Here is a 25,485-nt window from a genome sequence, read left to right as displayed (position 1 = left end):
ACATCCAAAACCCTGTAAAGACGTAGCAGTGCTACGTCTCTACAACCATCATTTTTATCTTGACAGACTAGTAGTCCATGTAATTAATTTTGATGGGTAATCAAATTTCCAAAGCCTTAAAAATCAATTATTTTGGTAAGTTGAAACCCATCAAAACTTATGACATGGACTACTAGTGGTTTCCAGCGGTTTTTTCATTTTTCTTATAAACTTTCTGATGATGGTGCAACAGAAGCAGTAGTCTCTTCGGGGTTCGTTGCAGGCGATTTCGGCGTGAGAGGGTCAAATTTGATTTCCCATCCTAAATATTTTTTAATGAACGAGGCAGCCCATTCGTATGCATGATTTAGAGACCACGTGACGACTTGGAATAACGCAGACACAATTTCATCGAGAGTGGGTTGTTTAACCTCAAGCCAATTCCGAAAATTCAGTCCACTTTGAAAAGCGATGCCGCACACCCAGATTATCAAGGCAATTAGTAAACGAAATAAAAAGAACAGGACGGCGATCGCTTGCTTGAAAATTTCCCAAGTTTTACCAAAAGCTTGTTGGTAGATAACTACAGTATCCTTTTCATTAAGAGTAGCCCATAGTTGTATAGCTCCTTCAATGGGATTGCACTGTATAGACTGAAAATCATCCCTTTTGTAGAGGACTGGAAGGCTACTACTCCCTTCCTGACTTTGCTTAACCACAGTTTCTTGCATAAATTTTAGTCAATCTTTTCGTTTGATACCGCTACACTCAATTCATATTTTGATTTATTAGTGATATTTTATACGAAATAATCTGAGTCAGAAAAACTAATTATGTCTAGTTTTGGAACCGCTTAAGATTAATCTGTACTACGTGGCTAAAATATGCTCTCTTCTTACATCACAAATCTAATTTATTATGAAATGACATAATCGGCACTAATGTGTACAGAAATTAACTTACAGTTTTTAACCCTACAAACAGCGCTCAACTACCTGACACAGGTGATCCAGTGGCGCATGGACTCTTACTTCAGCGATAACGGACAGGCAAGGGTTGCAATGCCCAGTCCACCGGATGAATGGTTGACTGCAGAAACTCCCCTGCCCTGGTTTATTCGTAGGTATCAATTAGATACTGCCGCACAGCTGACCCTATTGATTGCCCTAGTCCCGCATCTACAACCTGATTTTTTTGATCGGCTGATCGTGGCTCAGTTGCCCCAGGCAGGTGACTATCCCCAAATTGGCGGTTGGCGCGGCAAATCCCATCGCGGCTTTCTGCCGACCGGTGAGACGGTGCTGTTCATTTTGGGAAATAGCCAGTTTGCCGATACTCCTTCTGAGCTGCTTCGCGATCGCCTGCGTTTCCAGGAAGTTTTCAGTGAGGAACACCCCTTTGCACGCGATCGCGTACTTTACCTCGATCCACCAGCAGAGGGTGAACCCCTGATGAGTGGTAAACTAGTGATGACTCAGGATTACATCGACCTCTTTACCCAAGGACACTTTTCCCGTCCCCATTTCAGCATGGGTTTTCCCGCACAGCGCATCACCACCGAGATGGAGTGGGAGGATCTAGTTCTCAATGCCCAGACTTTACAACAGATTCGCGACTTGGAAGGCTGGATTACTCATGGTTCAACCATTCTCTATGAATGGGGCATGAAAAAGAAGCTCAAGCTGGGCTATCGGGTTCTCTTTCATGGTCCCCCTGGTACTGGTAAGACCCTCACAGCCACCCTCTTGGGTAAATATACTGGTAAAGATGTTTACAAAATAGACCTCTCAATGATGGTGTCAAAATTTATCGGTGAGACGGAAAAAAACCTAGCCAATCTTTTCGCACGAGCCGAAAGTAAGGATTGGATTCTGTTTTTTGATGAGGCTGATGCTCTATTTGGCAAGCGCACCAATGTACGTGATGCCCATGATAAGTACGCCAATCAAGAGGTAAGCTATTTATTGCAGCGGGTAGAAAACTACGACGGGCTGGTGATTCTCTCCTCCAATTTCAAGAGCAACATCGATGAGGCTTTCCTCCGCAGATTTCAATCCCTCATCCAATTTCCTATGCCCAACTCCAAAGAGCGGCTGCAACTGTGGCAAATGGCTTTCCCATCCCAGTTGAGGCTGGCTGAGGATGTAGACTTAACTCAGCTTTCGACTACCTACGATCTGACTGGTTCCGACATTATGAATGTGGTGCAACACTGCTGCTTGCAAGCATTACAGTATGGTGATGCAGTTATTCATCAACAGAATATACTCAACGCGATCAAGCGGGAATTTAGCAAAGCCGGAAAGATGATGTAGCGGGCAAAGTTAAAGTTAAAGAGCGATCGCCCAAAAGAAGGCTCATCCATAGTGAGTTTTGGCAACAGAACCTATGGAGTCAAAATACATAAAATAAAAATATTTATTACATTCAACAAAACAAAGACAAAAAAAGTTTATTGTTTTTATTGGGCAGCAGGGTTCAGAAAAAATAGCTAAAAATAACACAATTTCCTAATTTTTAACCAATAAAGTTAAAAATTAGAACACAGTCCTATACAGTTCAGATAAAATGCCCAACCGTCGCCAAGTCCCCTCAGGGCTTTGCAGAAATTCAAAAATATTAGTGTTGCAACAATATATCAATATACTTTTTGCATAAGTGGATTTCGTCGGCTTACTCTGCGGGAAGCCGTCTCAACTGCATCTATTAGTTATTCATTAATATGGGACTTTTGCAAAAAGTTTAATAGTTTCAGACAAAAAAATACTTTTGTAATTGGTAAAACTTGAGCAACAGATGGATCTACTCGTCAATTGCTTCATGTTTCCCTTGGGACTACTACTCCAATAGATCAAACTCAGATCCGGTTGATTGATTCGCCGACAAATTTATGATATTTGATGCAATGAGGTTGATACAGGTTGGTTTGCAGCGTTACATCTTGGAACTTGAGCCAGAACTTAGTCTGGGACAGATTGTGCTGATAGATAATATTGGTATGGCTGAAGAACTCGGTGGGTCAAACAATCAGCTCAATGGGCATGTGGTGATGAGCTTGGTCAATCTCCAAGAAGAAACTACCCTCAAAAATGTTAGTCACTATCGCTTGGAGAACGGGCGTACTATTTACCAAAACCCTCCCGTAAACCTCAACCTATTTATTCTTTTTTCCTCATTACACAATCAGTACGAAACAGCCCTCAGACTGCTTTCGCGGGTAGTAGAGTTTTTTCAGTCGCAACAGGAAATCTCATTTACTTCTACGCCTGTAAATGGCAGCATATCGCATAATGTGCGGGTGATACCAGACCTATATTCTCTCACCTTCGAGCAAGTTAATCACCTCTGGGGATCTCTAGGTGGCAAACAAGTACCTTTTGTACTTTATCGTGCCCGTCTTGTAGCCATAGAGGCACAAAAACGGCAGGCTGAAAGCGAAGTTATCTCCGGAATTTCTATGAATGAGGAATAACCAGCTATGAAGGTTTTATATAAAAAAATCCTCGATCTGGAGATATGGCACGACTATTACTTGGGACAGCCCGATCCTCCTAAGTCACCACCGATTGGTTATGATATCTCTGACATTTTGACTTTAGTGCCGACCCCAGAATGTATGCGGATACTGCGAAATCTACGTTGGCTGTTCCGTCCACAGCCACGGGGAGCAAGTATTTTTGCTCATGTCGAGCCTGCATCGGACGGTGATTTTGCCACTGTGCTACCAGTTAATCGTCCTGAACGGCTGACATTCTGGTTAATAGTGCGCGATCGCTATTTTGCCAATTTTACAAATCTTCCCCTAAACGCACCTCGCCATCAAATTTATTATTTCTCAAACTTATCGGGTAATCAGGGTCATGCCTTATTCCTGACTCAACCCCTGTCGCTTTACACTGGTAAGAGCGAATATCATCTAGGGCAATTAGTAAATCACGATGGCAAGACTTTAGAAGCGTTGCTTTACCAGTCTTCTGCCAGCGCGAACCCTAACGCTGATAATTGGGGTATCTTGCCTAGTAGCCAATATGTCTCAGAATTAGATAGGTTCCCCCAACAGGGACTTTCTCGAATATATACTATCCCTAAAGCTAATCCTGGCGATACCTTTCGCTTTATCTTGGTAGATGCAAATGAGCAAAAAACCTTTGCGTTGGAGGTTACAGCCTCAAAGACTCATACTGCGGGTGATGCGATCGCCTGTAGTCTGAATTTTTCAGGACTTATCCCCGGACGCTACAAGCTATGCCTAAATAATACCCAAGTAGACGAGTTTGTGCTGTGTGACCCGATGATCGCTCGCGATGCATTTGCTCTGGTCGAAATTGTTCTGAATCAAAGCCTCGTACCACCAGCTTTCTCCTTCTTGCAAAATACCCTGATAAAACCGAAAACCTACGTTATTCGCTGGAAAAATCGGGCAACCCGCTGGCGTTATCGCTACGATAAGCCTCATGGCTTCACCAAAGACGATTTACCTAACTTTGAATTAATAGATGCCAAAACTTATGCTACCAAAGGGTTACTGGGTCTGCGCTTGCAACCAGACAGTTTGCTCACTGATGGCAAAGACCAGATGCTACCAGCTCCTGCGATCGCGTTAATCAAGCCCGTAACCGATGCCAAGGAACGCATCACCACCATCTTTTCTGATATCCATCTGTAAAAAATAACCCATTACCAATCACACAACTATGGCAAGTACCTACAAAACTCCAGGGGTTTATATCGAGGAAATTTCCAAGTTTCCCCCTTCTGTAGCTGAAGTTGAAACCGCCATTCCTGCCTTTATTGGCTATACACAAATGGCTGTAGTCAGAGGGGTTGATTACCATAAAGTCGCGGCAGATGCAACAGCAGCAGCAGAGGCAGCACAAAAAGCAGCCAATGAAGCACCAGACGATAAAACAAAAGCAGATGCCGCAAAAACAGCTTTGGCAAAAGCAGATGCCGCAAAATTGCCTGTAACAGTCAGGATTACTTCGTTATTAGAGTACGAACTGTACTTTGGAAAAACCGAACCTGAGACTGGAATTGTTGTCACGATTGAAGAAACTCTTAACGAGAAAAACATAGTTACAGATCGCAAGGTGTCAGCGAAGAACGATAACCCCTCCAAACACAATATGTACTATGCCCTACAAGCATATTTTGCCAATGGGGGAGGACCTTGCTATATCGTGTCCGTTGGCAAGATAAAGACTGCTGCGGAAATAATTACGGCTTCAGATCTCCAGGCTGGGATTGCACAGGTTGCCAAAGAAGATGAGGTGACGCTATTTGTCTTACCTGAATCCCAAGCCCTAAGTTCTGATGATAGAGCGGGGGTTTTCGATGACGCAATCAAACAATGTTTTAATTTGCAAGACCGCTTTGCGATTTTGGATATGCAGATGCCCACAGAAGGGCAAAGTATCTTTGATGCCGCAGGGGAATTTCGGAATCTCAGCTTGAATCTGGATGCTCTAAAGTACTCCGCCGTTTATACGCCTAATATTGAGACTATTTTCAATTATGAATATGACCAAGCTACCGTAACACTGGTTTATTCCCAAGCTCTCTCTAATGGAACTACCAAAGTTGGTGATTTTAATAATAAACCCATGTCCGACTTGGCTCCGAAACAGGACGACAAGATGGCAGGAGATGCCGTTTTATTGAACTTAGCGAAAGCAGCGATCGATGCGATTCCCCTGATTCTGCCACCTAGTCCATTAGTAGCCGGTCAGTATGCCTTTGTTGATAGTACCAGAGGAGTGTTTAAAGCTCCTGCAAATGTGGCATTGAGTTCGGCGATCAAGCCGACGATTAAAATCACGAGTGCCGATCAGGAAAACCTAAATGTCGATACCTCTGGTAAGTCGATCAACGCCATCCGCGCTTTTACTGGCAAAGGTACCTTGATTTGGGGTTCCCGTACCCTAGACGGTAATTCCAATGAATGGCGGTATATACCAGTACGTCGCTTCTTCAACATGGCAGAAGAATCGATCAAGAAAGCCACCGAGGGCTTTGTCTTCGAGCCTAACGATGCCAACACCTGGGTGAAAGTACGGGCGATGATCGAAAACTTCCTCATTCTACAATGGCGAGCTGGTGCATTAGCCGGAGCCAAGCCGGAGCAAGCTTTCTATGTCAAAGTGGGGCTGAATGAAACCATGACTGCCCTAGACATTCTCGAAGGTCGCATGATTATTGAGATTGGCATGGCTGTGGTGCGTCCGGCTGAATTCATCATCCTCAAGTTCTCCCACAAGATGCAGGAAAGCTGATGGGCGAATTAGCCCATAATCACAAAGACCAATGATCGAAATTACTCTTTTACTTATTAACTAATCATGGCTGACAACTATCCATTACCCAAGTTTCATTTTCAGGTAGAGTGGGGCGGCAAACGTCTCGGATTCACCGAAGTTTCCGGGCTGAATGTGGAAACCCAGCCAATTGAATACCGTGAAGGAAATATGCCCCAATATAACAAGTTACAGATGCCGGGGATGCAGAAATTTGGACCGATCACGATGAAACGGGGGACTGTCAAGGGGGACAACGATTTCTTCAAGTGGTGGAATACCGTAGCTCTGAACACAATTGAGCGTCGCGATCTGACGATTAGTCTCTTGAATGAGAAGCATGAGCCAGTCGTGGTTTGGAAGGTGAATCGGGCTTGGCCCACGAAGGCAAATTCTACCGATCTCAAAAGTGATGGCAATGAGGTTGCGATCGAAACTATTGAGATTGTCCACGAAGGATTGACTATTCAGAACGGTTAGTTTTTCACAGGACTTACGCACGGACTACGTATTTCCGTCATTGCGACGTAAGGAAGCAATCTCAAAGTCTTGTTTTCTCAAAGGCTGAGTGCGTAAGTCCTATTATAGAAAAACGAACCGCAGAGGCACAGAGAACACAGAGAAATAAGAGGAGCGATCTCGGTTTTTGCGCTCATTCCTCTCAGGGTCAGAAACTGTAACTTTTGATTGCTCATTTATGAAATAACGTTAGCGATGGTATACACTTATCCCCCGGTCGGTTTCTTTTTTGATGTCAGTTTTCAGGGCGAAAACCTGATCCAAAATGTGGTAGAAACTCGCTTTCAAAGCGTTACCGGTCTGAGTGTAGACATGCAGACCGAAACCCTGAAGGAGGGGGGCGAAAACCGTTTTGAGCATATCCTGCCAGTGCGTACAAAGTACAGTCCGCTGATGCTGAAGCGCGGTGTAGTGAAAAATTCCCAGATGGTGAAGTGGTGCATGGATGCGATGCTCAATTTTGACATCCGCCCGATGAATCTGCTGGTCAACTTGCTGCACATCCCGCCTAGCGGGGGGAACAAGCCACCTCAAAATCCTGCACCGTTAATTACTTGGAAGGTGATTAATGCGTGGCCCAAGAAGTGGTCGGTCTCGGAATTTAATGCCGAACAAAACTCTATTGCGATCGAATCGCTGGAGTTGAATTACAGCTACTTCGAGACACTGACATAAATTCGGTTCGTAGTAAGCACTTTAGTGCTTATAGCTATTTTCTCTAACCTGAGCCGGAAAACATTCTACGGAAAACGAGCCTATGCCACTGGAAATTAGAGAACTGGTCATTAAGACCTCAATTAACGAGGATGGTCAAGGTCAAAATGTCAACCCAGGTGAAGCGGGAGGCAATTTTGATGCTGATGCCCAGGCTGCCATTATTGCGGCTTGTGTGGAGCAGGTTCTAGCCATCCTCAAGGAAAAGTCAGAGCGATAAGTTATGACAGGCGAACTCACTAAAGTTAAAATTCTGGCTTATGAGGATAAGCGATTTCAGAGTAAGCACGGAGAATTCGATCTGCCGATCAATCCGGAGCAATTTTCCCAAGCCTTTAAAGTAGAATACGATTTAGCCCAGGCTCAAGGCTCCCAAGGCAACGATCCGCGATTTAAATTCACCCGTCCTGAAGAACTCAAGCTTGATTTCACCTTCGATGGCACCGGTGTAGTACCAATCAAAGGGAAGGCTAACACATTCTATAAGGATGTAGCAGGACAGGTGCAGGAGTTTCTCAATGTGGTTTACACAATGAAAAACAATACCCACAAGCCCAATTTTCTGCGGCTGCTGTGGGGAAATTTTTCCTTTGGCAATAAAAACGGCTTTGACTGCATCCTCAAAGACTTACAAATCAACTACACCCTGTTTTCTCCCGATGGTAAGCCCCTGAGGGCAAAGATTAGCGCTACCTTTGTCAACTACATTGAGCAGGAACGACGTCTTCGCGAAGAAGGGAAACAATCGCCTGATGTCACCCATATCCGTAAGGTAACGGCTGGTGATACACTACCCCTGATGACTCACCGCATTTACGGCGACCAATCTTATTATCTACAGGTTGCCAAAGTGAATGGACTGGTCAATTTTCGCCGTCTGGCTACTAACACTGATTTGAGGTTTCCACCGCTGGAGAAAACAGAACTATGACTGACCTCATCATCCCCCAAAATGCGCTCTATGAAGTCGCCACTTTTAAGTTACTTTCTGATGGCAAGGACATCACAAATATTTATGAGGTGTTGTCTTTGACAGTTACCCAGGAGGTGAACCGAGTACCAACGGCGCGGGTGGTGTTGCAAGATGGTGAGGCTGCTGAAGAAACCTTTGCTGCAAGCGAGGGGAATGACCTGATTCCAGGGAAAGAACTGGAAATTGCTCTGGGCTACGATGGGCATAACAAAACAATCTTTAAAGGGCTGATTGTCAAGCATTCTTTGAAAGTCGGGGCTAATGGTGACTCTAGGCTGATTCTGGAGTGTAAGGATGCGGTGACTAAATTAACTATCGGTCGGCACAGCCGATACTTTAATGAAGTTACAGACAGCGATGCGATCGCACAAATTATTAGCAGTTATAGTGGTATATCCCAGGATGTAGAAAGCACTAAAGGTAAACATCCGCAAATTGTCCAATACTACGCTACCGATTGGGACTTTATTCTGTCGCGATCGCAAATGAATGGGCAGATTGTCCTAGCAGAAAGTGGCAAGCTCAAAATTAAAGCTCCTAGCACCAGTGGTAGCCCTTTAGTTACCCTCACCTATGGCGTTAATCTGCTAGAATTTGAAGCCGAAATGGACGCTCGCTCTCAGTATAAAGCTGTAAACGCAAAGGCTTGGAGCTACACCGATCAGGCGTTGGTGGAGGTTGAGGGGTCTGAGCCGACGGTGAATAAACAGGGCAACCTATCAGGGGAAAATTTGGCGAATGCGATCGCCCTAAAGGCTTGGGAACTACACCACAGTGGTCGGGTACAAGAGCCGGAACTCAAAGCTTGGGCTGATGCCCAACTGCTGAAAAGTCGGTTAGCCAAGATTCAGGGACGGGTAAAGACCATCGGCTACCCCGACGCGAAACCTGACACGTTGATCGAACTCAAAGGGGTAGGTAAACGCTTCAATGGGTTAGCCTACGTTTCCGGTATTCGACACGAGTTGAATGGTGGAGCCTGGTATACTCATATGCAGCTTGGGCTTGCACCTCAGTGGTTTTACCAGGAAACAGACATCGTAGACAGACCAGCATCGGGACTGCTTCCCGGTGTCAACGGCTTGCAAATTGGGGTGGTGGTACAGTTGCAGGACGACCCCAACGGCGAAGACCGGATCTTAGTCAAAGTCCCCACAATTGACTTTCAAAGTGACGGCATTTGGTCAAGGATTGCCACCTTAGACGCCGGTAACAATCGCGGTTCCTTCTTTCGCCCCGAAATTGGTGACGAGGTGATTTTGGGCTTTCTCAACGACGATCCCCGCGACCCGATTGTGCTGGGAATGCTCAATAGTAGTGCCAAACCAGCACCCCTGAAAGCCTTTGACGTAAACCATCACAAAGGCTTTTTTACCCGTTCCCAAATGAAGGTGAGCTTCGATGACGAAAAGAAAATCATCACGCTGGAAACACCGGGGGGTAATAAGATGATTATTTCTGACGAAGATAAGGGTATTGCGTTGAAAGACCAAAACGGTAATACCATTACCATGAACGATCGCGGCATCACCATGAAAAGTCCTAAAGACATCACTTTGGAGGCTACAGGCAAGTTGACACTTAAAGCTACACAAGATACCAGTATTGAGGGTTTAAATGTGAATGCCAAAGCCAATGCTCAATTTAAGGCTTCAGGTAATGCTGGGGCTGAAGTTTCCACAAGTGCGATCGCGGTGCTGAAAGGATCGTTAGTACAGATTAATTAGGACTTACGCAGAATTATAGCGGTTATCAGTTGGGTGCAATACATCAAAGAATTAAGGAACCGCAGATGAACGCAGATGGACGCAGATAAATCTGTACTTGATTCAAACGAGAAGCGCTATATCTTTAAACGCAGAGGGACGCACCAGGTAACGCAGAGTATTTGTTAGAAATTTCGTGATTAACTTGTGGAGTTTTATACTAAGAAAGGAGAATTTTATGGGAAAACCTGCGGCACGTCTTACTGATATGCATGTCTGTCCGATGGTAACTGGCATTGTCCCCCATGTTGGCGGACCGATCGCTAGTCCAGGAGTACCAACTGTTTTAATTGCTGGCATACCAGCCGCTGTTGTGGGTGATATCTGCATCTGTACTGGACCACCAGATTCCATCGTCTTAGGGTCAGCAACTGTGTTCATCGGGGGAAAACCCGCTGCTCGTCTGGGTGATACCACGGCACACGGAGGCTCCATTGTTTTGGGAGCATTTACTGTCTTGATCGGAGGCTGACATGGAAAACAACGATAAAGCCTACCTGGGTACTGGCTGGGGATTTCCACCCACTTTTTCTAAAAAGTCTCAAAGCGTGGGACTGGTGAGGGCTGAAGATGATATCCGCGAGAGTTTGCAGATTCTGCTGTCCACTAGCCAGGGTGAACGGGTGATGCAACCGACTTATGGCTGTAATCTCCAAGATTTGCTCTTTGAACCTCTTAGCCCCACTGTCGCCAGTAATATCAAAGAACTAATACGTATTGCCATTTTGTATCACGAACCCCGCATCCTCCTGAATCGCCTGGATCTCAATTCTGATGAACAGTTAAGTGGTGTGGTGAACATCACGGTGGATTATACCATCATTAGTACAAATTCTCGCTTCAGTTTTGTCTATCCTTTCTACCTGCAAGAAGGTATTGCAAACCTGCTTTCAGTTCCCAGAAAATCATGAACATCCGCCGCGACATACCGAAAAATCCCTTAATCCGCGATGGGGTGAGCCAGCGTCAGCGACAGGTTTCAGCCCTGTCACCCGATTATGTCAAGATTGATGAAGGCGACCTGGGCGACTTTCTGGTTTTTGCTCACAAACTCAGTCAGCAGGTTATTTACTACGACGCTGACAACCAAAAAGATGGTAACTGGCAAGATTTTTTTGCTAGCAGCACACCGGTGCAAATCGCCCTAATCAGCAAAATTCGCCCCCAAAGAATCAAAGACGAGTATAAGCTGAAGTTGGATAAGTTCCTGGAAAATCTTTCACGGGAGACTCTTGCACCGATTCTGAATCTCTGGAAAGAAGAGTTATTAAAGCCAATCCCGGAGTGGTATGAGGTGTTAGAACCTTACACTCCCCTAAAATCCATCATTAAAGGACTGGTCAAGACCAACCTCACAGAACCTTTAAGACGTATGCAGTCTTTTGAAAGGATTTACGGGGATGTAACCACAGAACTATACGACAAATTTGTTACAGTATTTGGGCTTGATCTCAGCTCAACGCCAACAAATGATTGCACTGTGATGAGCAGTAAATCTGAAGCACGTACCGAACTTGACCCTGTTTTTCAGGCGTTGTTTCAAACTTACCATCAAATCATCAAGGAATCACAGAAGCATCTCAAAGACAGCCTGACAGCCAGACAGGATCATCCACCCCACCTATCCCTGTATTTCGCCTTTTGGGAGGTGATGCAACCAGCCCGCGATGACCTGAATCGCATGACCCAGCGACACCTTGACTTTTTCTACCGTCATGTGCTGCGCCTAAGCGATCGCCCAGCGGAACCAGACCATGCTCACTTAATATTTGAACTGGCTAAATCCCAAACAGAATATAAGCTAGATGTCGAAACTCGCTTCAAAGCTGGTAAAGATGCCAGTGGCATCGAGCTATTTTACAAAATTGATACAGAAACTATCCTCCACAAAGCCCAGATAGCCAGCCTGAAAGGGTTGTTTTTGGACTCAAAAGGAATCGATAATTTTCTGGGTTTGTATACCTCACCCCAAGCAAACTCCTTTGATGGGAAAGGTGGAGATTTTCCCAAAGAACTTGCGGTTAAAGCTTGGTTGCCTTTTGGCGATAAAAAACGCGATCGCGCTAACTTAGGATTAGCGATCGCTTCAAATATTTTTTATCTCCAGGAAGGGACGCGTACTGTCATTTTTACCCTAACTTTTGATAAAGCACCCACTGCGGTGAAAGCCAGCGATTTACCTAATATTTTTACTGTTGATTTTAGCGGCAAAAAAGATTGGATAGTGGGGAAAATTCGCCAGTCAGAGACTAACAACGAAAGCAGCTTGGAAGAAGAAAAAACTCTCAAATTGGAAGTGAGTTTAACTGCTGACCAGGAGCCAATCGGTATTTATCATCCCGAACTACCTGGTGCTGCTCTGTCTACAAATCTGCCCGTCGCTCGACTCTATTTAAAAGATGAGGCACGGGTCAATAATTTTTCACCTTACAGTTATTTCCGCAACCTAAAACTTACCAAACTCACTATCAGCACCAAGGAAATAGAAGTCCGCGACTTGGTACTGCAAAACGATTTATCCACCATCGATCCGACAAAACCCTTCCAACCCTTTGGAGCAAAACCAGCGGTGGGATCGACATTTTATGTTGGCAGTAAAGAAATTTTTCAGAAAAATCTCTCTCTTCTCAAGATTAAAATTGCATGGCAAGGATTACCTGCCAATCTAGTAAACTATTATCGTGGGTACTATGTAGAGGGAGATCAAAATGCGCCCAACTTTAACAACTTTTCGGCACAGGTAAAGAGACTCACTCAACACACTTGGTCATCAGAACCCAACAACTATAATCTTTTCAATCCAGATAGCGATCGGCTTATAGATAGAACTCCCCCTCAAACTCCGCTGCCTGGGGAGGAAATCGACAATTTAACCAGCTTCAATGTCCAAACTCATAGCGGTTTTCTCAAATTTGTACTCAATCAAGATTTCTTGCATAATGAGTTTCCCAGTAAATTTGCTCTACAGACATTAGCCTCAGCGAAAAATTTTCAGACTGGGGAATATGTTAACGGAGCTGTGTATGAAGTGGTAACAGGTGAAGGTGCAAATCAAACCCGCACCTTAACGCGATGGAATCCAAGTGTTAACTTTCCCCAAACAGTAGCACCAATTGCGATTAACGAACCTTATACGCCTGTTATTCAATCGCTTTCTCTGAGCTACACAGCAGTCGCAGACCAAAAAGATTATACACTTTTTCATCTTCACCCATTTGACGGGTTTGCCCAATTGCAGGAGGAATTACCCTATTTTCTACCGCAATTTACCAATGAGGGCGAATTACTGATTGGATTGCAGAACCTCGACCCCCCCACAGCTTTACCGTTGCTTTTCCAGGTAGCGGAAGAAACCGCTAATACGGATTTAGCAAAGGCAGAAATAAATTGGCATTACCTAAAAGATAATAACTGGGAATCTCTGAGCGATCGCATTGTCAGCGATAGTACTAATGGGCTAATTACTTCTGGCATCGTCAACTTAGGGATTCCGGAGGACATTAGCAAGGATAAAACTACAATCCTCGATCCGAGCTTGTATTGGCTCAAAGCCAGTGTCAAAGCACGTAGCGGGGCTATTTGTCAAATAATTGGTGTTCATACCCAAGCCGCACGGGTGAGTTTTACTGACCTTGGTAACGATCCTAACCATTTGGCTGTTGCCTTAGCACCTGGTACCATCGCGAAATTAGCTGTACCCACACCGGAAGTCAAAAAAGTAGAGCAACTATATAATTCCTTTGGTGGCAAGGTTAAAGAGCAGCCAGATCATTTTTATACCCGAATCAGCGAACATCTGCGCCATAAAGGTCGGGCTGTTACTATCTTCGATTATGAACGGTTGGTGTTGGAAAAATTCCCCGAAATTTATAAGGTTCGCTGCATCAACCACGGACAGGTGAATCAAGACAAACAATTTCAGGAACTGGTGCCTGGGGCTGTTACCTTAGTTGTGATTCCCGATTTGTCTCAGCGTAGCACCACCAATGACTTGGAACCCAAAGTCAACATTAATCTGCTAGAGAAAATTGAGAAATATTTGGTCAGTGTTAGTTCTCCTTGGGCAGATATCAAAGTTGTAAATCCTGCATACGAGCATATCCAGGTGGAGTGTGAGGTGCAGTTTAAATCTCCTTATAACGGCAACTTTGGTTATTATCGCCGGGATTTGCAGCAAGCGATCGCCGACTTTCTCACACCCTGGACGGTCGATAAAGGAGCGGAAATTCATTTCGGAGGTACTATTTACGGTTCTTCTATTCTCAATTTCATCGAACAGCAATATTACGTTGACTATGTTGTGAATTTCAAAATGCATCATGACAATCAGCGGGATGTCCGGGAAGCGATCGCTTCAACTGCGCGATCGGTACTCACCTCGGTGTCGGTTGCAACCACTGGTCAAACCCACATTATTAATCAAGCAACTACCCTCGCTGCTAATCAAAAACTTGCATCTGGCATCCTTGGCTATGAGGCATTAGCGGATATTATTTTACAAGAAAACCCATAACTATAAACCAAATTTTTAACTATGGCAACCATATCTACTGATAATGTAAACTACCCACCACCAATTGCAATCAAGCAATATGGTGGGGGCTTTAAAAGCCTGATGTTTACCAGACTAAGTACTTCTGGTGCGTCCGCTACGCGAGCGAGTACTACGTTAATAGCAAGTGTTAAGAGACCTACCAATGGATGCGAAGCTAGTCCATTGCACTAGAACCGAACAATTAAACATATTTAAGGGGTTAAGTAAGTATTGTTTGGAAAGTACCGACTATTAACTTTGTCGAAGCTAACATTACCCTGTAAAGGAGGGACTTTATGTCCAATTTCGTTTTTGTAATCGATACCGAGCTAACATTACCCTGTAAAGGAGGGACTTTATGTCCAATTTCGTTTTTGTAATCGATACCGATAAAAAGCCTTGTAACCCAATACACCCTGTCACAGCTAGAAAATTATTAAGTTCAAAAAAAGCTGCTGTATACCGGACTTACCCGTTCACAATCATTTTAAAAAGTGTTTCGACCAAAGAAACAAAACCTGTTCAAATAAAAATTGACCCTGGTTCAAAAGTAACAGGACTAGCTTTAGTTCAAGACAGTAAAGTTGTTTTTGGTGCGGAATTATCGCATAGAGGTTCTGCTATCAAAGCCTCTTTAGAATCTAGAAAATCATTAAGACGTGGTAGGAGGGCAAGACATACTAAATACCGTAAACCGAGATTTTCAAATAGAGCTAGACCTAAAGGGTGGTTAGCACCGTCTTTGCAGCATCGGGTAGAAACTGTATTAACTTGGGTCAAAAAATTTATTAAATTGTCTCCTGTAACTGGCATATCTCAAGAGTTAGTAAGATTCGATTTACAACAACTAGAGAATCCGGAGATATCGGGTATTGAGTATCAGCAAGGTAAACTTTTAGGCTACGAAGTTAGAGAATATTTACTCAACAAATGGGATAGAAAATGCACCTACTGTGGGATAGAAAATGTCGCACTACAAGTAGAACATATCCATCCAAAAGCCAAAGGAGGTAGTAATAAAATATCAAACCTTTGCCTAGCTTGCGACAAATGTAATAAGAAAAAAGGTACTCAGGATATTAAAACATTTTTATCCAAAAAACCGGAGCTTCTAAAGAAAATTCTTTTTTCAGCCAAACGTCCATTAAAAGATGCGGCTGCCGTGAATTCTACTAGATGGGCATTATTTAACGCATTGAACACAACATGTCTGCCAGTTAGCACGGGTTCTGGAGGGAAAACTAAATTCAATAGAACTAGACTCAAACTTTCTAAAACCCATTGGTTAGATGCTGCATGTGTTGGCAATGTTGAAAGTTTGGAAATATTAACAACCAAGCCTTTGTTAATTAAAACAGTAGGTCATGGTTCTAGGCAATCGTGTAGAACCGACAAATACGGTTTCCCAAATCGATATGTGCCTAGCAATAAAATCCATTTTGGTTTTCAAACTGGGGACATCGTTAAAGCGGTTGTCACGACTGGTAAAAAAGTTGGCTGTTACGTTGGAAAAGTAGCTATTCGTTCATCAGGTAGTTTCAATATTACTGCCAAAAACGGATTAGCTCAGGGGATATCGTACAAGTTTTGTAAACGCATTCATTCAAAGGATGGTTACTCGTATGGACAATAAAAGATTTGTTGATTTCAAAACTAGTCTTCTCCTTGTTTGTGCTTACCCACAAAAACACTTAAAGACTGTTTTGAAATCAAACCCCCATTCCTCCCACCACCAAGCTGAGTACAGCTTTGGTGGGGGTCTCCTGGAGGTTTAGATGACTCTGAAAAATCGTACCGAACTTAAGAGTTTATTCCAAAATAATAGTCATCTCTCCGCATCCCAGTTTGCCGAGTTGATTACCTCGCTCCTGAATAAAAAAGACGATCAATTTTATGGTGTGTGGAAACCTGGACAGACGTACCAAAAAGGTGATGTGGTCTATTACGAAGGTGCATTATGGGAAATGAAAGCTGAAAAAGAAATTTGCGCTCAAGATGGACAGCAACCGGGCAAAAGTGCCGATTGGAAATCCCGTCTCAAGGAACTGGAAGAGAAAGTAGACAAGATCCAGCACAATCTGGAAGCTTTGAGCAAGGAATTTACTGAGTATAAGCAGCAGATGGAATTGCGTCTGCAACAACTGCTCAAGTATCTCACATTACTGACTCTGGGAATAGCGATCGCACTTGTGTGGTTGTTTGGTGGCTCTATTTATCACCTCTTCACTGGTGCAGCATCATAAAATCAGTATTTTTTCGTAGTATTCTATATGTTAAAGGCGTCTGAAGTCCATGCTGGAATACCCAAGCATCTCGAAGCTTAACCCCGAATTTCCCAATTATCTAAATTTTCAAACCTTGCGGGATATCGGCATCGCACACCTACAAGCTCTGTCTGGTAAACTCTGGACAGACTACAATCTGCACGATCCGGGTGTGACTATTCTGGAGGTGTTATGTTATGCTGTCACGGATTTGGGCTACCGCAACAACCTAGATATTCAGGATTTGCTGACTTCAAATCCAGCCGATTCTCATCGTCGGGAGAACAACTTTTTTACCCCCGATGAAATACTGACTTGTAATCCAGTCACGGAATTGGACTTACGCAAGCGTCTGATCGACATTCCAGGTGTCCGCAACGCTCGGCTGGAAAAATTGACAACCTATAATCCAGCCATCTACGTAGATTATACTAGTAGCCATCTGCAATCTACTCCCCCAGCGGCGGACAACGCCCCACGTCTTCATCCCCGTGGACTTTATACTGTCTATATTGACCTTGATGTGGGATATCGCAAAAATGCCTGTGGGCAGATTTCCCGTTCCTGGTCTGATACCCTCGATCAAGTTAAAGCTGTGCTGTGTAACTACCGTAACCTCTGCGAAGATGTTCACGATATCGTCGTTTTGGGTAAAGAAGAAATTGCGCTTTGTGCCGATATTGAGCTAGAAGCTGATGCTGATGCTGAGGATGTACTGGTAGAAGTTTATGTAAAATTATATGCATTTATTTCGCCACGCTTGCATTTTTATACTTTAGAAGAATTGCTAGACAAAGGCAAAAGCCCAGCCGAAATTTTTGCTGGCAGACCTGCGGTTCTTCATAATGAACCTTACGACAGTCATGGCTTTATTGATACTGCCGAACTGGAAGCACTTACCCAGCCGGAGGTGATCCACACCTCAGATTTATACCAAGAAATATTAAAAGTGCCTGGTGTAGCGGCAGTCAGGAAACTGAGCATTATCAACTATATCAATGGTTTACCCCAGTCGCAACATCCCTGGTATCTGCAACTGACCAAAGGCTACAGTCCGGTGGTGGGGGTTGAATCTTCCAAGGTCAAGCTTTTCAAGGGTACCTTACCAATTTCGACCAATGTCGATGAGGTAAAGCGCCGTTATAATGAACAACAGGCTGCCAATATCAAAGCGTTCCGCGAAGATTATGAACTGGATCTATCTGTACCAAAGGGTAGTTATTATAACCTCGCCGACCACTATTCGATTCAGCACGATTTTCCCCTAACCTATGGCATCAGTGAAGATGGGCTGCCAGAAACGGCTTCGGAATTACGTAAGGCTCAAGCCCATCAATTGAAAGGATACCTGGTCTTTTTCGATCAGTTGCTAGCCAACTACTTGTCCCAACTTGCCCATGTGCGGGAGCTGTTTTCTTGGGAAATTGACGAAGTTAACGGTAAATGGCATACTTACTTCACCGAGATGCTTGATTTTCCAGAAAGCTCCGCCATCATCGGGGATGGTCAGCAGTATCTCAACTCCATTATCGAAGATCCTGAGACTTCCCGCGATCGCCGCAACCGTTTTCTCGACCATCTGCTAGGACGCTTTGCTGAGTCCTTTGGTGATTATGTGCTGCTCAACTACCGGATGGATAAAGTTAAGCATAAAACCGAGATTATTCACGACAAAGCCCACTTTTTACATGATTATCCATCACTAAGTCGCGATCGCTTCCGCGCTTTTAATTACTGCAACTGCAAAGCCGTATGGGACACTGAAAATGTGTCAGGCTTCAAAAAGCGGGTTTCTCGTTTACTGGGCATTGAAGACGTGCGACGGCGCAACCTGAGCCATTATCGGATTGCTCCTGGTGGCTGGATAATTTCTTTGAGCGGTAGCTCAGATGATATTCTCTTAGAAAGCTCACAAACCTACGCTACCCAGGAAGAAGCTCAGGCAGCTATGGAAAAGTTGTTGCTGTTTGCCCTCCATACTGATTTTTACAAGCGTCTTTGCGATCGCTATGATGATGGTATCAATAAATTGACTACCTACGGCTATGTATTAGTAGATAACGAAGGGAAAGTCCTCGCTGAAAGCACCGAACGTTTCCCCACAGAACAAGAACGGGAAATCGCCTTACAACGTTGGTTGGGAATCGTCGATCAAAGTGGCAACCTGCTAGCGATGTCTGCAACACAGAGCAATCACTTTGGCACCTTTAAACTGCTAAACTCAGTTGAGCCGTTTTTGCGAATTGAAGCAGTGACAGAGACAACCTCTGGCGATCGCTTCCGGTTAGTAGATTACAATGGAGTCACCCTGTTGGAAAGCACCCAATTATTCGATAATGAAAGTGCAGCAGGCGATCGCTTTTATCATGACCTATTGGGTATCTTGGAACCGGGAGCAATTTATCCCACAGCTACCCCAGACGGTTTTGGGTTCCGGGTACTGAGTCGTCCCCCCGATCAAAAAAGTGAAGTTGCTATCCACCCACAAATATACAGGACAGCTGCCGAGCGAGATGCTGTCATCAACCGCCTATTTTTATTAATACGCACTACTCGCCTCAGCATCAATATACAGCAACAATATAATATCGGGCAAATTTATGGAGAGGATGAGCAGATCCTCCTCCAAAGCAAGCAATACTACGACAACATACAAGACGCTTGGCAGAACGGCAATATCCTGATCGAACTCGCTCAAAATTCGGGTAATTTCCGGTTGATAACCGCTGAAAATGGACTCTTTGGCTGGGCATTGACCAACAAGGATAAACAGCCAATTTTAGCTACCCAATATTACAGCAGTGAAGCAAAGCAAAAACAAGGCATTGAGGCGCTACAGACACGCATCAACGATGAAGGGTTTCATATCTTGGAGCATATTCTCCTGCGTCCGAAAACAGTTTCAGATAACTTTTTGCCCATCTTCGTCAATGCCAATGATACCACAACCAAAACGGGAGAACAAAAGAATTTAACTTACCAAGACCCCTATTCTTTCTGGATCACTGTCATTTTACCATACTGGACAGAACGCTTTCGGAATATAGATTTTCGCCGATTTGTTGAACGTACTCTGCGACTGGAAGCACCAGCCCACCTCGCTCTCAAAATTGCTTGGTTGGATGTCCGGCAAATGAGCGAGTTTGAAGTTGCTTATCACGACTGGCTGGAGCAACTAGCTTTGGATGCTTGCGATGGTGGCGCCTGCGATCTAACTGGGACGCTCAATCGTCTACTGGCAATTATACCCCAACTGCGGAGTGTTTACCCCAAAGGCATCCTGTACGACTCCCAGGCAAATATCCCTGAAAATCAACCGATTATTCTTAACCAGACTGCCTTAGGAACTGCAAATGAATAAAGCCATGAACACTATCATCAACAAAACCGGCTATCCTATCTTCATGCCCAATCAGGTGTTGAAGAACAATGACCTGAATAGCCTTGTCTCTTATCTCGATAGTCAAAATCGGCTGACCCGTACCCACCTAATTGGTATGGGGATCGTTTGCGGGATGGAGGTAAGCAGCAGCTATCAGACGGCGGATGCTAAAATATCTATCTCGGCAGGATGTGGCATTACTTCGGAAGGGTATGTGATTTCCCTTCCCCCGATAACGCTGACGCATTATCAAAGTGAAGCGAAAGTACAGTCTTTGTTGTTTGCATCCAGCGAAGACGTATCTGCTAGAGCATCTCTGCAATACACGGTGATAGAACTTTTCGAGCAAAGCGGGGATAAACGAATATCTCTGCACCAAACTCCCGAAGGTAGCGAGCGCAATGCAGACGGGTTTGGAGAATTTCTCGCTGACCAGGTACTGGTGGTGGTATGTGAAACCCAGGATGAGCAGCGTGACTCTTGTTTCCTCGAATACGATGACCTGGGTAAATTCCGAAATTTTCGCTGGCGGTTTTTTCTGCTTCCGCGTGTGCAGAAACTGGAAACTCCTGAGCAGGTTAGTGCAGAAACCTTACTATACAAAGGTTATCAGATCGATCAGTTGATGGAACCTTGGAAAGGATTTGCCACTGAAGCAATTTTTGAAGCACGTAACCACTTTCTCCAAGAGTTTGACCTTGAGGCTAAAAAGTTCCAAGATTTTGCTCCCCAGGTTCAGCGATTTGGCTATGTAGAAGCTGATGATAGCGTAGATTTGACGAAAATTAATGACTACAAGAGCTTCCGGGAGAACTACTACCAGATTTGTGTAAATGCGATCGCTGCGATCGATAACGCTTTTCCCAAGCTTTTTTGGCTGTTCTCACCTTTTTTTACTACTTTCCAGCCGTCTTCGGGTAATGACTTCGGTCAACTGAAGGAAAACCTGGAAAAACGACTAAACAGCTTTAAGAAGAAGGAAACAACGCTTTTATCTGAAAAGGTCGAAACTCCAGAAGCGATCTATACGCTGCAATATTTTTATGATTATCTCAGTCTGCTGGTTGCTGCTTACTATGAATTGGCTGAGGGAGCTTTTGACTTGATGGATGATTGCACACCTGATACTCGACGTTTTCCTAAGTTTCTCATGCTGGGGCTAGTTCCTGCAATATCAAGTCAACCGAAAACTGGATATCGTAGTGATTTTACCCAACCCCCTATCTACAACGGCAATCAGGTTCGCGTTAAGCAAGTTCGCTACCTTTATGAACGTCTTTTAAAATTGTGTGCAGAAGATAGTTTTTACCTACTACCGTTTTACAATACACCACTTAAAATCACTCCCAGTAAAGACCAATCGGCACCACTCAGCGAGCAAGCAATCCCTTACTACCTGAATTATCCAAACTTATATCAATACTGGAACTACGATGTCTATCGTAAAGGACGGAGCGATCGCCATCCTGCTTATTTTTACCCGAAGCAGGATTCACAAGAAAATCCTCATGTCTTCAACGATCTGACCTATCGGCTGGATGCCTATAATTTTTACAGAATTGAGGGGCATATCGGCAAGGCTAACGGCGATGCACTCAAACACATCAAGGATTATCGGCAACGCTACAACCTAGCATTTGATGTCATTACCCTCAAGCTTGGTAGTGTAGCCAGTCTCCAGGATCTTAACATCTCTGGTCAGTTTGATGACCTAGAATCAGACTTTAGCCGGATAAAGGATACTTTCCAGAAACTTTGGACTAAGTATGCAAGCGAACCAAAAAATGTCTTGCTAAACACACTGAAGCAGGTTTTCTTTGATAAACCTGGTCTAACTGTCATCACTAGCAGCCAACTATTTAATCCGATTCTGGAGATTGCTCGGAAACCAGAGGCACATGAATTTGTAAAAGGTGATACAGACCTTCACTTTCGGCTTTTTGTCCGCGACGAAACGAACACGCACATTGCCCGCTTCGTTACGCAAATTCCCAGCACTGAGGGAAATAGCCTCAACGACTTTAATGACCTAATCATTGACTTTTCAGGACTTGCTAATGATGCAATTGCAGAGGAAAAGCTGCGCATTGCAAATGAAATAGCGCTCTGCCTATCCCTAGGTAAAGTCACTTATGGCATAGTAATTGATTCATCTAGTAACGCAGCAAAGTATCACCTCAAGCTTTCAACAAAGGATGTAGTTAACCTACCGTCCCCTACTCCCCAGTATTCCCTTGTTTTACTTTCGTTGAATCATTTTGCCGTTAGTATTGATAACAACAATTACCCAGCCATCAAACAGTCGGAGTTTCAGGACTTCGAGACTCTTTACAGTTTGTTACGAGATGTGCCTCAAGAATTTAATACCGAAAGTTACCACATGGGTAACTCACACGCAGCTGAGGAACTCAATTACTTTGAAATCAAAGGACTAATAAACGCTTATCAGCAGCGACTAGAGCAACTGATGAAGCTGCATTTGTTCCATAAATTTTCCGAACAGCATCCCGGTATGGAACATTTGGGTGGAGTTCCCAAAGGTGGCACTTTTATCTTGGTGTACGTAGATGGAGAAGAGGTTGATGAGCTTCTCAGGGAAGACAAAAATTCGGAAATCTATTATAAATTAAGTACTTTACGCACTGAGACTATTCAAAAATCTGCTGCGTTGCCACCAGATTTGTATCAAGAGGTAATCAGTAGTTCACAGAAGCTATTCCAAGAATTGCAGAAGCGGAAAGATATTGTTGTCGGGGATTTTTGTCTCCCCTATCGCTGCGGTAGCGATACACCCGCAGTCAATTATGTAGTAGCCCGACCACGCCCTATAATTATACTGGAAAAAACAGTATTTTGTGAAGGCGATCGCAAAAAGTACCAATTCACTCTAGAACCAGAAGGTGGAACAGTCAAGGGAGAAGGAGTCATATTTGAGGGAATCAAACAACTCTTCCAACCCAGTAGCATTGACCAAGCAAGTATTGATGATTTGGCTAAGGGGTTAGAAGTGGCAATCACTTTCGCCTACGCGGTAGACGACACCTATGATACCCTAACTGTAACCATTTATCCTAAGCCGAGACCCAATCTATCAATCACTGAAGGTGAAAACTTCTGTCAGAATGCAGATGTTATAGAAATTACGCTGACTGAGGGAACACCTGAGAATGTAGAGTTAATTCAGGTGAGTATCAACGACATCCAAACTCGGATTTTGAATCCCAGGCAATATGCAAAAGGGGGTCAGCCAGAAGGTGTGAGAATTGAAGCACTAATTCGCGATCGCCAAACTCAATGCGAAAATACCCTCAGCCGCACAGTAACAATTAACCCCGTACCTGAGGCTGATTTATCAATCAGTGAAGGTAAAAACTTCTGTCAGAATGCAGCATCTGTAGAGATTACCTTGGCTAAGGGAACATCTGAAGAGGTAGAGTTAATTCAGGTGAGTATCAACGACATCCAAACTCGGATTTTGAATCCCAGGCAATATGCAAAAGGGGGTCAGCCAGAATTGGTGAAAATTGAAGCACTGATTCGCGATCGCCAAACTCAATGCGAAAATACCCTCAGCCGCACAGTAACAATTAACCCCGTACCTGAGGCTGATTTATCAATCAGTGAAGGTAAAAACTTCTGTCAGAATGCAGCATCTGTAGAGATTACCTTGGCTAAGGGAACATCTGAAGAGGTAGAGTTAATTCAGGTGAGCATCAACGACATCCAAACTCGGATTTTGAATCCCAGGCAATATGCAAAAGGGGGTCAGCCAGAATTGGTGAAAATTGAAGCACTGATTCGCGATCGCCAAACTCAATGCGAAAATACCCTCAGCCGCACAGTAACAATTAACCCCGTACCTGAAGCTGATTTATCAATCAGTGAAGGTGAAAACTTCTGTCAGAATGCAGCATCTGTAGAGATTACCTTGGCTAAGGGAACATCTGAAGAGGTAGAGTTAATTCAGGTGAGCATTAACGACATCCAAACTCGGATTTTGAATCCCAGGCAATATGCAAAAGGGGGTCAACCAGAATTGGTGAAAATTGAAGCACTGATTGGCAGTACGCAAACTCAATGCGAAAATACCCTCAGCCGCACAGTAACAATTAACCCCGTACCTGAAGCTGACTTTCAGGCAGAGATTGCCAATATCAACGGGCAAGGCTTCTCTATTCGCGTATTCAATATTCAACCGACAGAGAAATCTTTTCGCTTTGTCTGGGAACACCTTGGTGGTAGCAGCAATATCAGTAATCCCAACAGTGAGTTCATTATTACCTATAACTTTGATTTCAATACTTGGGTAGCTGGTGCTGAGGTATCTATCACGCTGAGGGTTAACACCCCACCAACTCTCGGTAATTGTAGCAGTGAGCCAGTCACGAAACGCATTGCCATTCCCTTTGGTGGTGTGGTGGGGTTTAATTTGTTAACCATCAGCAATAATCAAGTTCTTGATAGTACCACACTGGAGAGCGATTGCATCTTCAGGATATCTGACTTCAACCGAAACAATGAATACGCGATCGCAGCTGTAACTATCCCTGCTACTTTAGGCAGTGTAATATTTACTTATACTGCTCCTAATGCTAGCACCGAGGTAAGTCTACCAGTTAATGGTAGACCCTACCATCTGCCTAACTGGCAACCAATTGTAGGCATCCATCGAATTACAGCACAAGCTTTCAGGGAAATAAACGGCGATCGCTTGGAAGGAACCGCTTCGTCCGTGATTCTTCGCATCAATGACAGCGAAACCGACACGGATAAACCTACCCAACCCACACCCAACTCCGCTACACTACTCAACCGACTGCGTGTCTTATTTCAGACGAGTGGTAAGAATATCGCCGAATCCAAAGCCATTAGGTATGAGTACAAAATAAAGCCGACCCAGGTACTAGTTTTAAGTGTAGCTAGCCTGCTTTTAATAGTGGGTTGGACTTACACTTCATCAAAACAGCCTCAGCATCAACAGAACTCACCATCGCTCAAAACCAATAGCGGCTGAAATGGGGAGTGATAAGTACTCAGACAGAATTAATTACGCAATGACTG

The 25,485-nt window shown here is 44.2% G+C and carries 17 protein-coding genes; 16 read left to right on the top strand and 1 reads right to left on the bottom strand.

What is annotated here, in order from left to right:
* Positions 1–203 precede the first annotated feature (203 nt).
* Positions 204–710, bottom strand: a complete 507-nt coding sequence (locus TOL9009_RS0134975) for a hypothetical protein (protein ID WP_029638050.1) — start codon at positions 708–710, stop codon at positions 204–206.
* 210 nt (positions 711–920) lie between these two features.
* Here TOL9009_RS0134975 and TOL9009_RS0134970 point away from each other — a divergent pair, with 210 nt between their 5' ends.
* The 16 genes from TOL9009_RS0134970 (at position 921) to TOL9009_RS0134895 (ending at position 25,438) form a co-directional block, all read left to right on the top strand.
* Complete coding sequence (locus TOL9009_RS0134970) at positions 921–2,294, top strand: ATP-binding protein (RefSeq protein ID WP_038298278.1); 1,374 nt, start codon at positions 921–923, stop codon at positions 2,292–2,294.
* A gap of 575 nt (positions 2,295–2,869) precedes the next feature.
* Positions 2,870–3,451, top strand: a complete 582-nt coding sequence (locus tag TOL9009_RS0134965; RefSeq protein WP_029638046.1) for a DUF4255 domain-containing protein — start codon at positions 2,870–2,872, stop codon at positions 3,449–3,451.
* A gap of 6 nt (positions 3,452–3,457) precedes the next feature.
* Positions 3,458–4,645, top strand: a complete 1,188-nt coding sequence (locus tag TOL9009_RS0134960; RefSeq protein WP_029638044.1) for a hypothetical protein — start codon at positions 3,458–3,460, stop codon at positions 4,643–4,645.
* 28 nt (positions 4,646–4,673) lie between these two features.
* A complete protein-coding gene (locus TOL9009_RS0134955; RefSeq protein ID WP_029638042.1) occupies positions 4,674–6,251 on the top strand; it encodes a phage tail sheath family protein in 1,578 nt (525 codons plus the stop codon).
* Positions 6,252–6,317: 66 nt separating this feature from the next.
* On the top strand, positions 6,318–6,752 hold the full coding sequence (locus tag TOL9009_RS0134950; RefSeq protein WP_029638040.1) for a phage tail protein: 435 nt from the start codon (positions 6,318–6,320) through the stop codon (positions 6,750–6,752).
* A gap of 234 nt (positions 6,753–6,986) precedes the next feature.
* Positions 6,987–7,466: a phage tail protein gene (locus TOL9009_RS0134945; RefSeq protein ID WP_029638038.1), complete on the top strand. Its 480-nt coding sequence runs from the start codon at positions 6,987–6,989 to the stop codon at positions 7,464–7,466.
* A gap of 82 nt (positions 7,467–7,548) precedes the next feature.
* Positions 7,549–7,725, top strand: a complete 177-nt coding sequence (locus TOL9009_RS48175; RefSeq protein WP_186227762.1) for a DUF5908 family protein — start codon at positions 7,549–7,551, stop codon at positions 7,723–7,725.
* Positions 7,726–7,728: 3 nt separating this feature from the next.
* Positions 7,729–8,436, top strand: coding sequence for a CIS tube protein (locus TOL9009_RS0134935; RefSeq protein WP_029638035.1), 708 nt, complete (start codon positions 7,729–7,731; stop codon positions 8,434–8,436).
* On the top strand, positions 8,433–10,205 hold the full coding sequence (gene vgrG, locus TOL9009_RS0134930; RefSeq protein ID WP_029638033.1) for a type VI secretion system tip protein VgrG: 1,773 nt from the start codon (positions 8,433–8,435) through the stop codon (positions 10,203–10,205). The genes TOL9009_RS0134935 and vgrG overlap by 4 nt, the downstream gene beginning before the upstream one ends.
* A gap of 217 nt (positions 10,206–10,422) precedes the next feature.
* On the top strand, positions 10,423–10,716 hold the full coding sequence (locus TOL9009_RS0134925) for a PAAR domain-containing protein (protein ID WP_029638031.1): 294 nt from the start codon (positions 10,423–10,425) through the stop codon (positions 10,714–10,716).
* A gap of 1 nt (position 10,717) precedes the next feature.
* The gene (locus tag TOL9009_RS0134920) at positions 10,718–11,155 is read left to right on the top strand and encodes a GPW/gp25 family protein (RefSeq protein WP_029638028.1); all 438 of its coding nucleotides are present in this window, start codon (positions 10,718–10,720) and stop codon (positions 11,153–11,155) included.
* Positions 11,152–14,757, top strand: a complete 3,606-nt coding sequence (locus tag TOL9009_RS0134915; RefSeq protein WP_029638027.1) for a baseplate J/gp47 family protein — start codon at positions 11,152–11,154, stop codon at positions 14,755–14,757. Before TOL9009_RS0134920 ends, TOL9009_RS0134915 begins: the two co-directional genes overlap by 4 nt.
* Positions 14,758–15,136: 379 nt before the next feature.
* Positions 15,137–16,411: an RNA-guided endonuclease IscB gene (gene iscB, locus TOL9009_RS0134910; RefSeq protein ID WP_029638025.1), complete on the top strand. Its 1,275-nt coding sequence runs from the start codon at positions 15,137–15,139 to the stop codon at positions 16,409–16,411.
* A 142-nt stretch (positions 16,412–16,553) separates the two neighbouring features.
* On the top strand, positions 16,554–17,021 hold the full coding sequence (locus TOL9009_RS0134905; protein ID WP_029638022.1) for a carbohydrate-binding protein: 468 nt from the start codon (positions 16,554–16,556) through the stop codon (positions 17,019–17,021).
* 49 nt (positions 17,022–17,070) lie between these two features.
* Positions 17,071–20,403 (top strand): YegP family protein, encoded by a 3,333-nt coding sequence (locus TOL9009_RS0134900; RefSeq protein ID WP_029638020.1) that lies wholly within the window; start codon positions 17,071–17,073, stop codon positions 20,401–20,403.
* Complete coding sequence (locus TOL9009_RS0134895) at positions 20,396–25,438, top strand: hypothetical protein (RefSeq protein WP_029638018.1); 5,043 nt, start codon at positions 20,396–20,398, stop codon at positions 25,436–25,438. Before TOL9009_RS0134900 ends, TOL9009_RS0134895 begins: the two co-directional genes overlap by 8 nt.
* Positions 25,439–25,485 lie beyond the last annotated feature (47 nt).

It is taken from the genome of [Scytonema hofmanni] UTEX 2349, assembly GCF_000582685.1.
GTDB lineage: Bacteria > Cyanobacteriota > Cyanobacteriia > Cyanobacteriales > Nostocaceae > Hassallia > Hassallia hofmanni.
This window is presented reverse-complemented; position numbering and strand designations above follow the sequence as displayed.

Bases quoted from the DNA above. Each gene is read 5' to 3' on its own strand.
- TOL9009_RS0134975 (WP_029638050.1), bottom strand. From the start codon at position 710: ATGCAAGAAACTGTGGTTAAGCAAAGTCAGGAAGGGAGTAGTAGCCTT.
- TOL9009_RS0134900 (WP_029638020.1), top strand. From the start codon at position 17,071: ATGCTGGAATACCCAAGCATCTCGAAGCTTAACCCCGAATTTCCCAAT.
- TOL9009_RS0134965 (WP_029638046.1), top strand. From the start codon at position 2,870: ATGATATTTGATGCAATGAGGTTGATACAGGTTGGTTTGCAGCGTTAC.
- TOL9009_RS0134905 (WP_029638022.1), top strand. From the start codon at position 16,554: ATGACTCTGAAAAATCGTACCGAACTTAAGAGTTTATTCCAAAATAAT.
- TOL9009_RS0134950 (WP_029638040.1), top strand. From the start codon at position 6,318: ATGGCTGACAACTATCCATTACCCAAGTTTCATTTTCAGGTAGAGTGG.
- TOL9009_RS0134955 (WP_029638042.1), top strand. From the start codon at position 4,674: ATGGCAAGTACCTACAAAACTCCAGGGGTTTATATCGAGGAAATTTCC.
- TOL9009_RS0134960 (WP_029638044.1), top strand. From the start codon at position 3,458: ATGAAGGTTTTATATAAAAAAATCCTCGATCTGGAGATATGGCACGAC.
- TOL9009_RS0134935 (WP_029638035.1), top strand. From the start codon at position 7,729: ATGACAGGCGAACTCACTAAAGTTAAAATTCTGGCTTATGAGGATAAG.
- iscB (WP_029638025.1), top strand. From the start codon at position 15,137: ATGTCCAATTTCGTTTTTGTAATCGATACCGATAAAAAGCCTTGTAAC.
- TOL9009_RS0134970 (WP_038298278.1), top strand. From the start codon at position 921: ATGTGTACAGAAATTAACTTACAGTTTTTAACCCTACAAACAGCGCTC.
- TOL9009_RS0134945 (WP_029638038.1), top strand. From the start codon at position 6,987: ATGGTATACACTTATCCCCCGGTCGGTTTCTTTTTTGATGTCAGTTTT.
- TOL9009_RS0134915 (WP_029638027.1), top strand. From the start codon at position 11,152: ATGAACATCCGCCGCGACATACCGAAAAATCCCTTAATCCGCGATGGG.
- TOL9009_RS48175 (WP_186227762.1), top strand. From the start codon at position 7,549: ATGCCACTGGAAATTAGAGAACTGGTCATTAAGACCTCAATTAACGAG.
- vgrG (WP_029638033.1), top strand. From the start codon at position 8,433: ATGACTGACCTCATCATCCCCCAAAATGCGCTCTATGAAGTCGCCACT.
- TOL9009_RS0134920 (WP_029638028.1), top strand. From the start codon at position 10,718: ATGGAAAACAACGATAAAGCCTACCTGGGTACTGGCTGGGGATTTCCA.
- TOL9009_RS0134895 (WP_029638018.1), top strand. From the start codon at position 20,396: ATGAATAAAGCCATGAACACTATCATCAACAAAACCGGCTATCCTATC.
- TOL9009_RS0134925 (WP_029638031.1), top strand. From the start codon at position 10,423: ATGGGAAAACCTGCGGCACGTCTTACTGATATGCATGTCTGTCCGATG.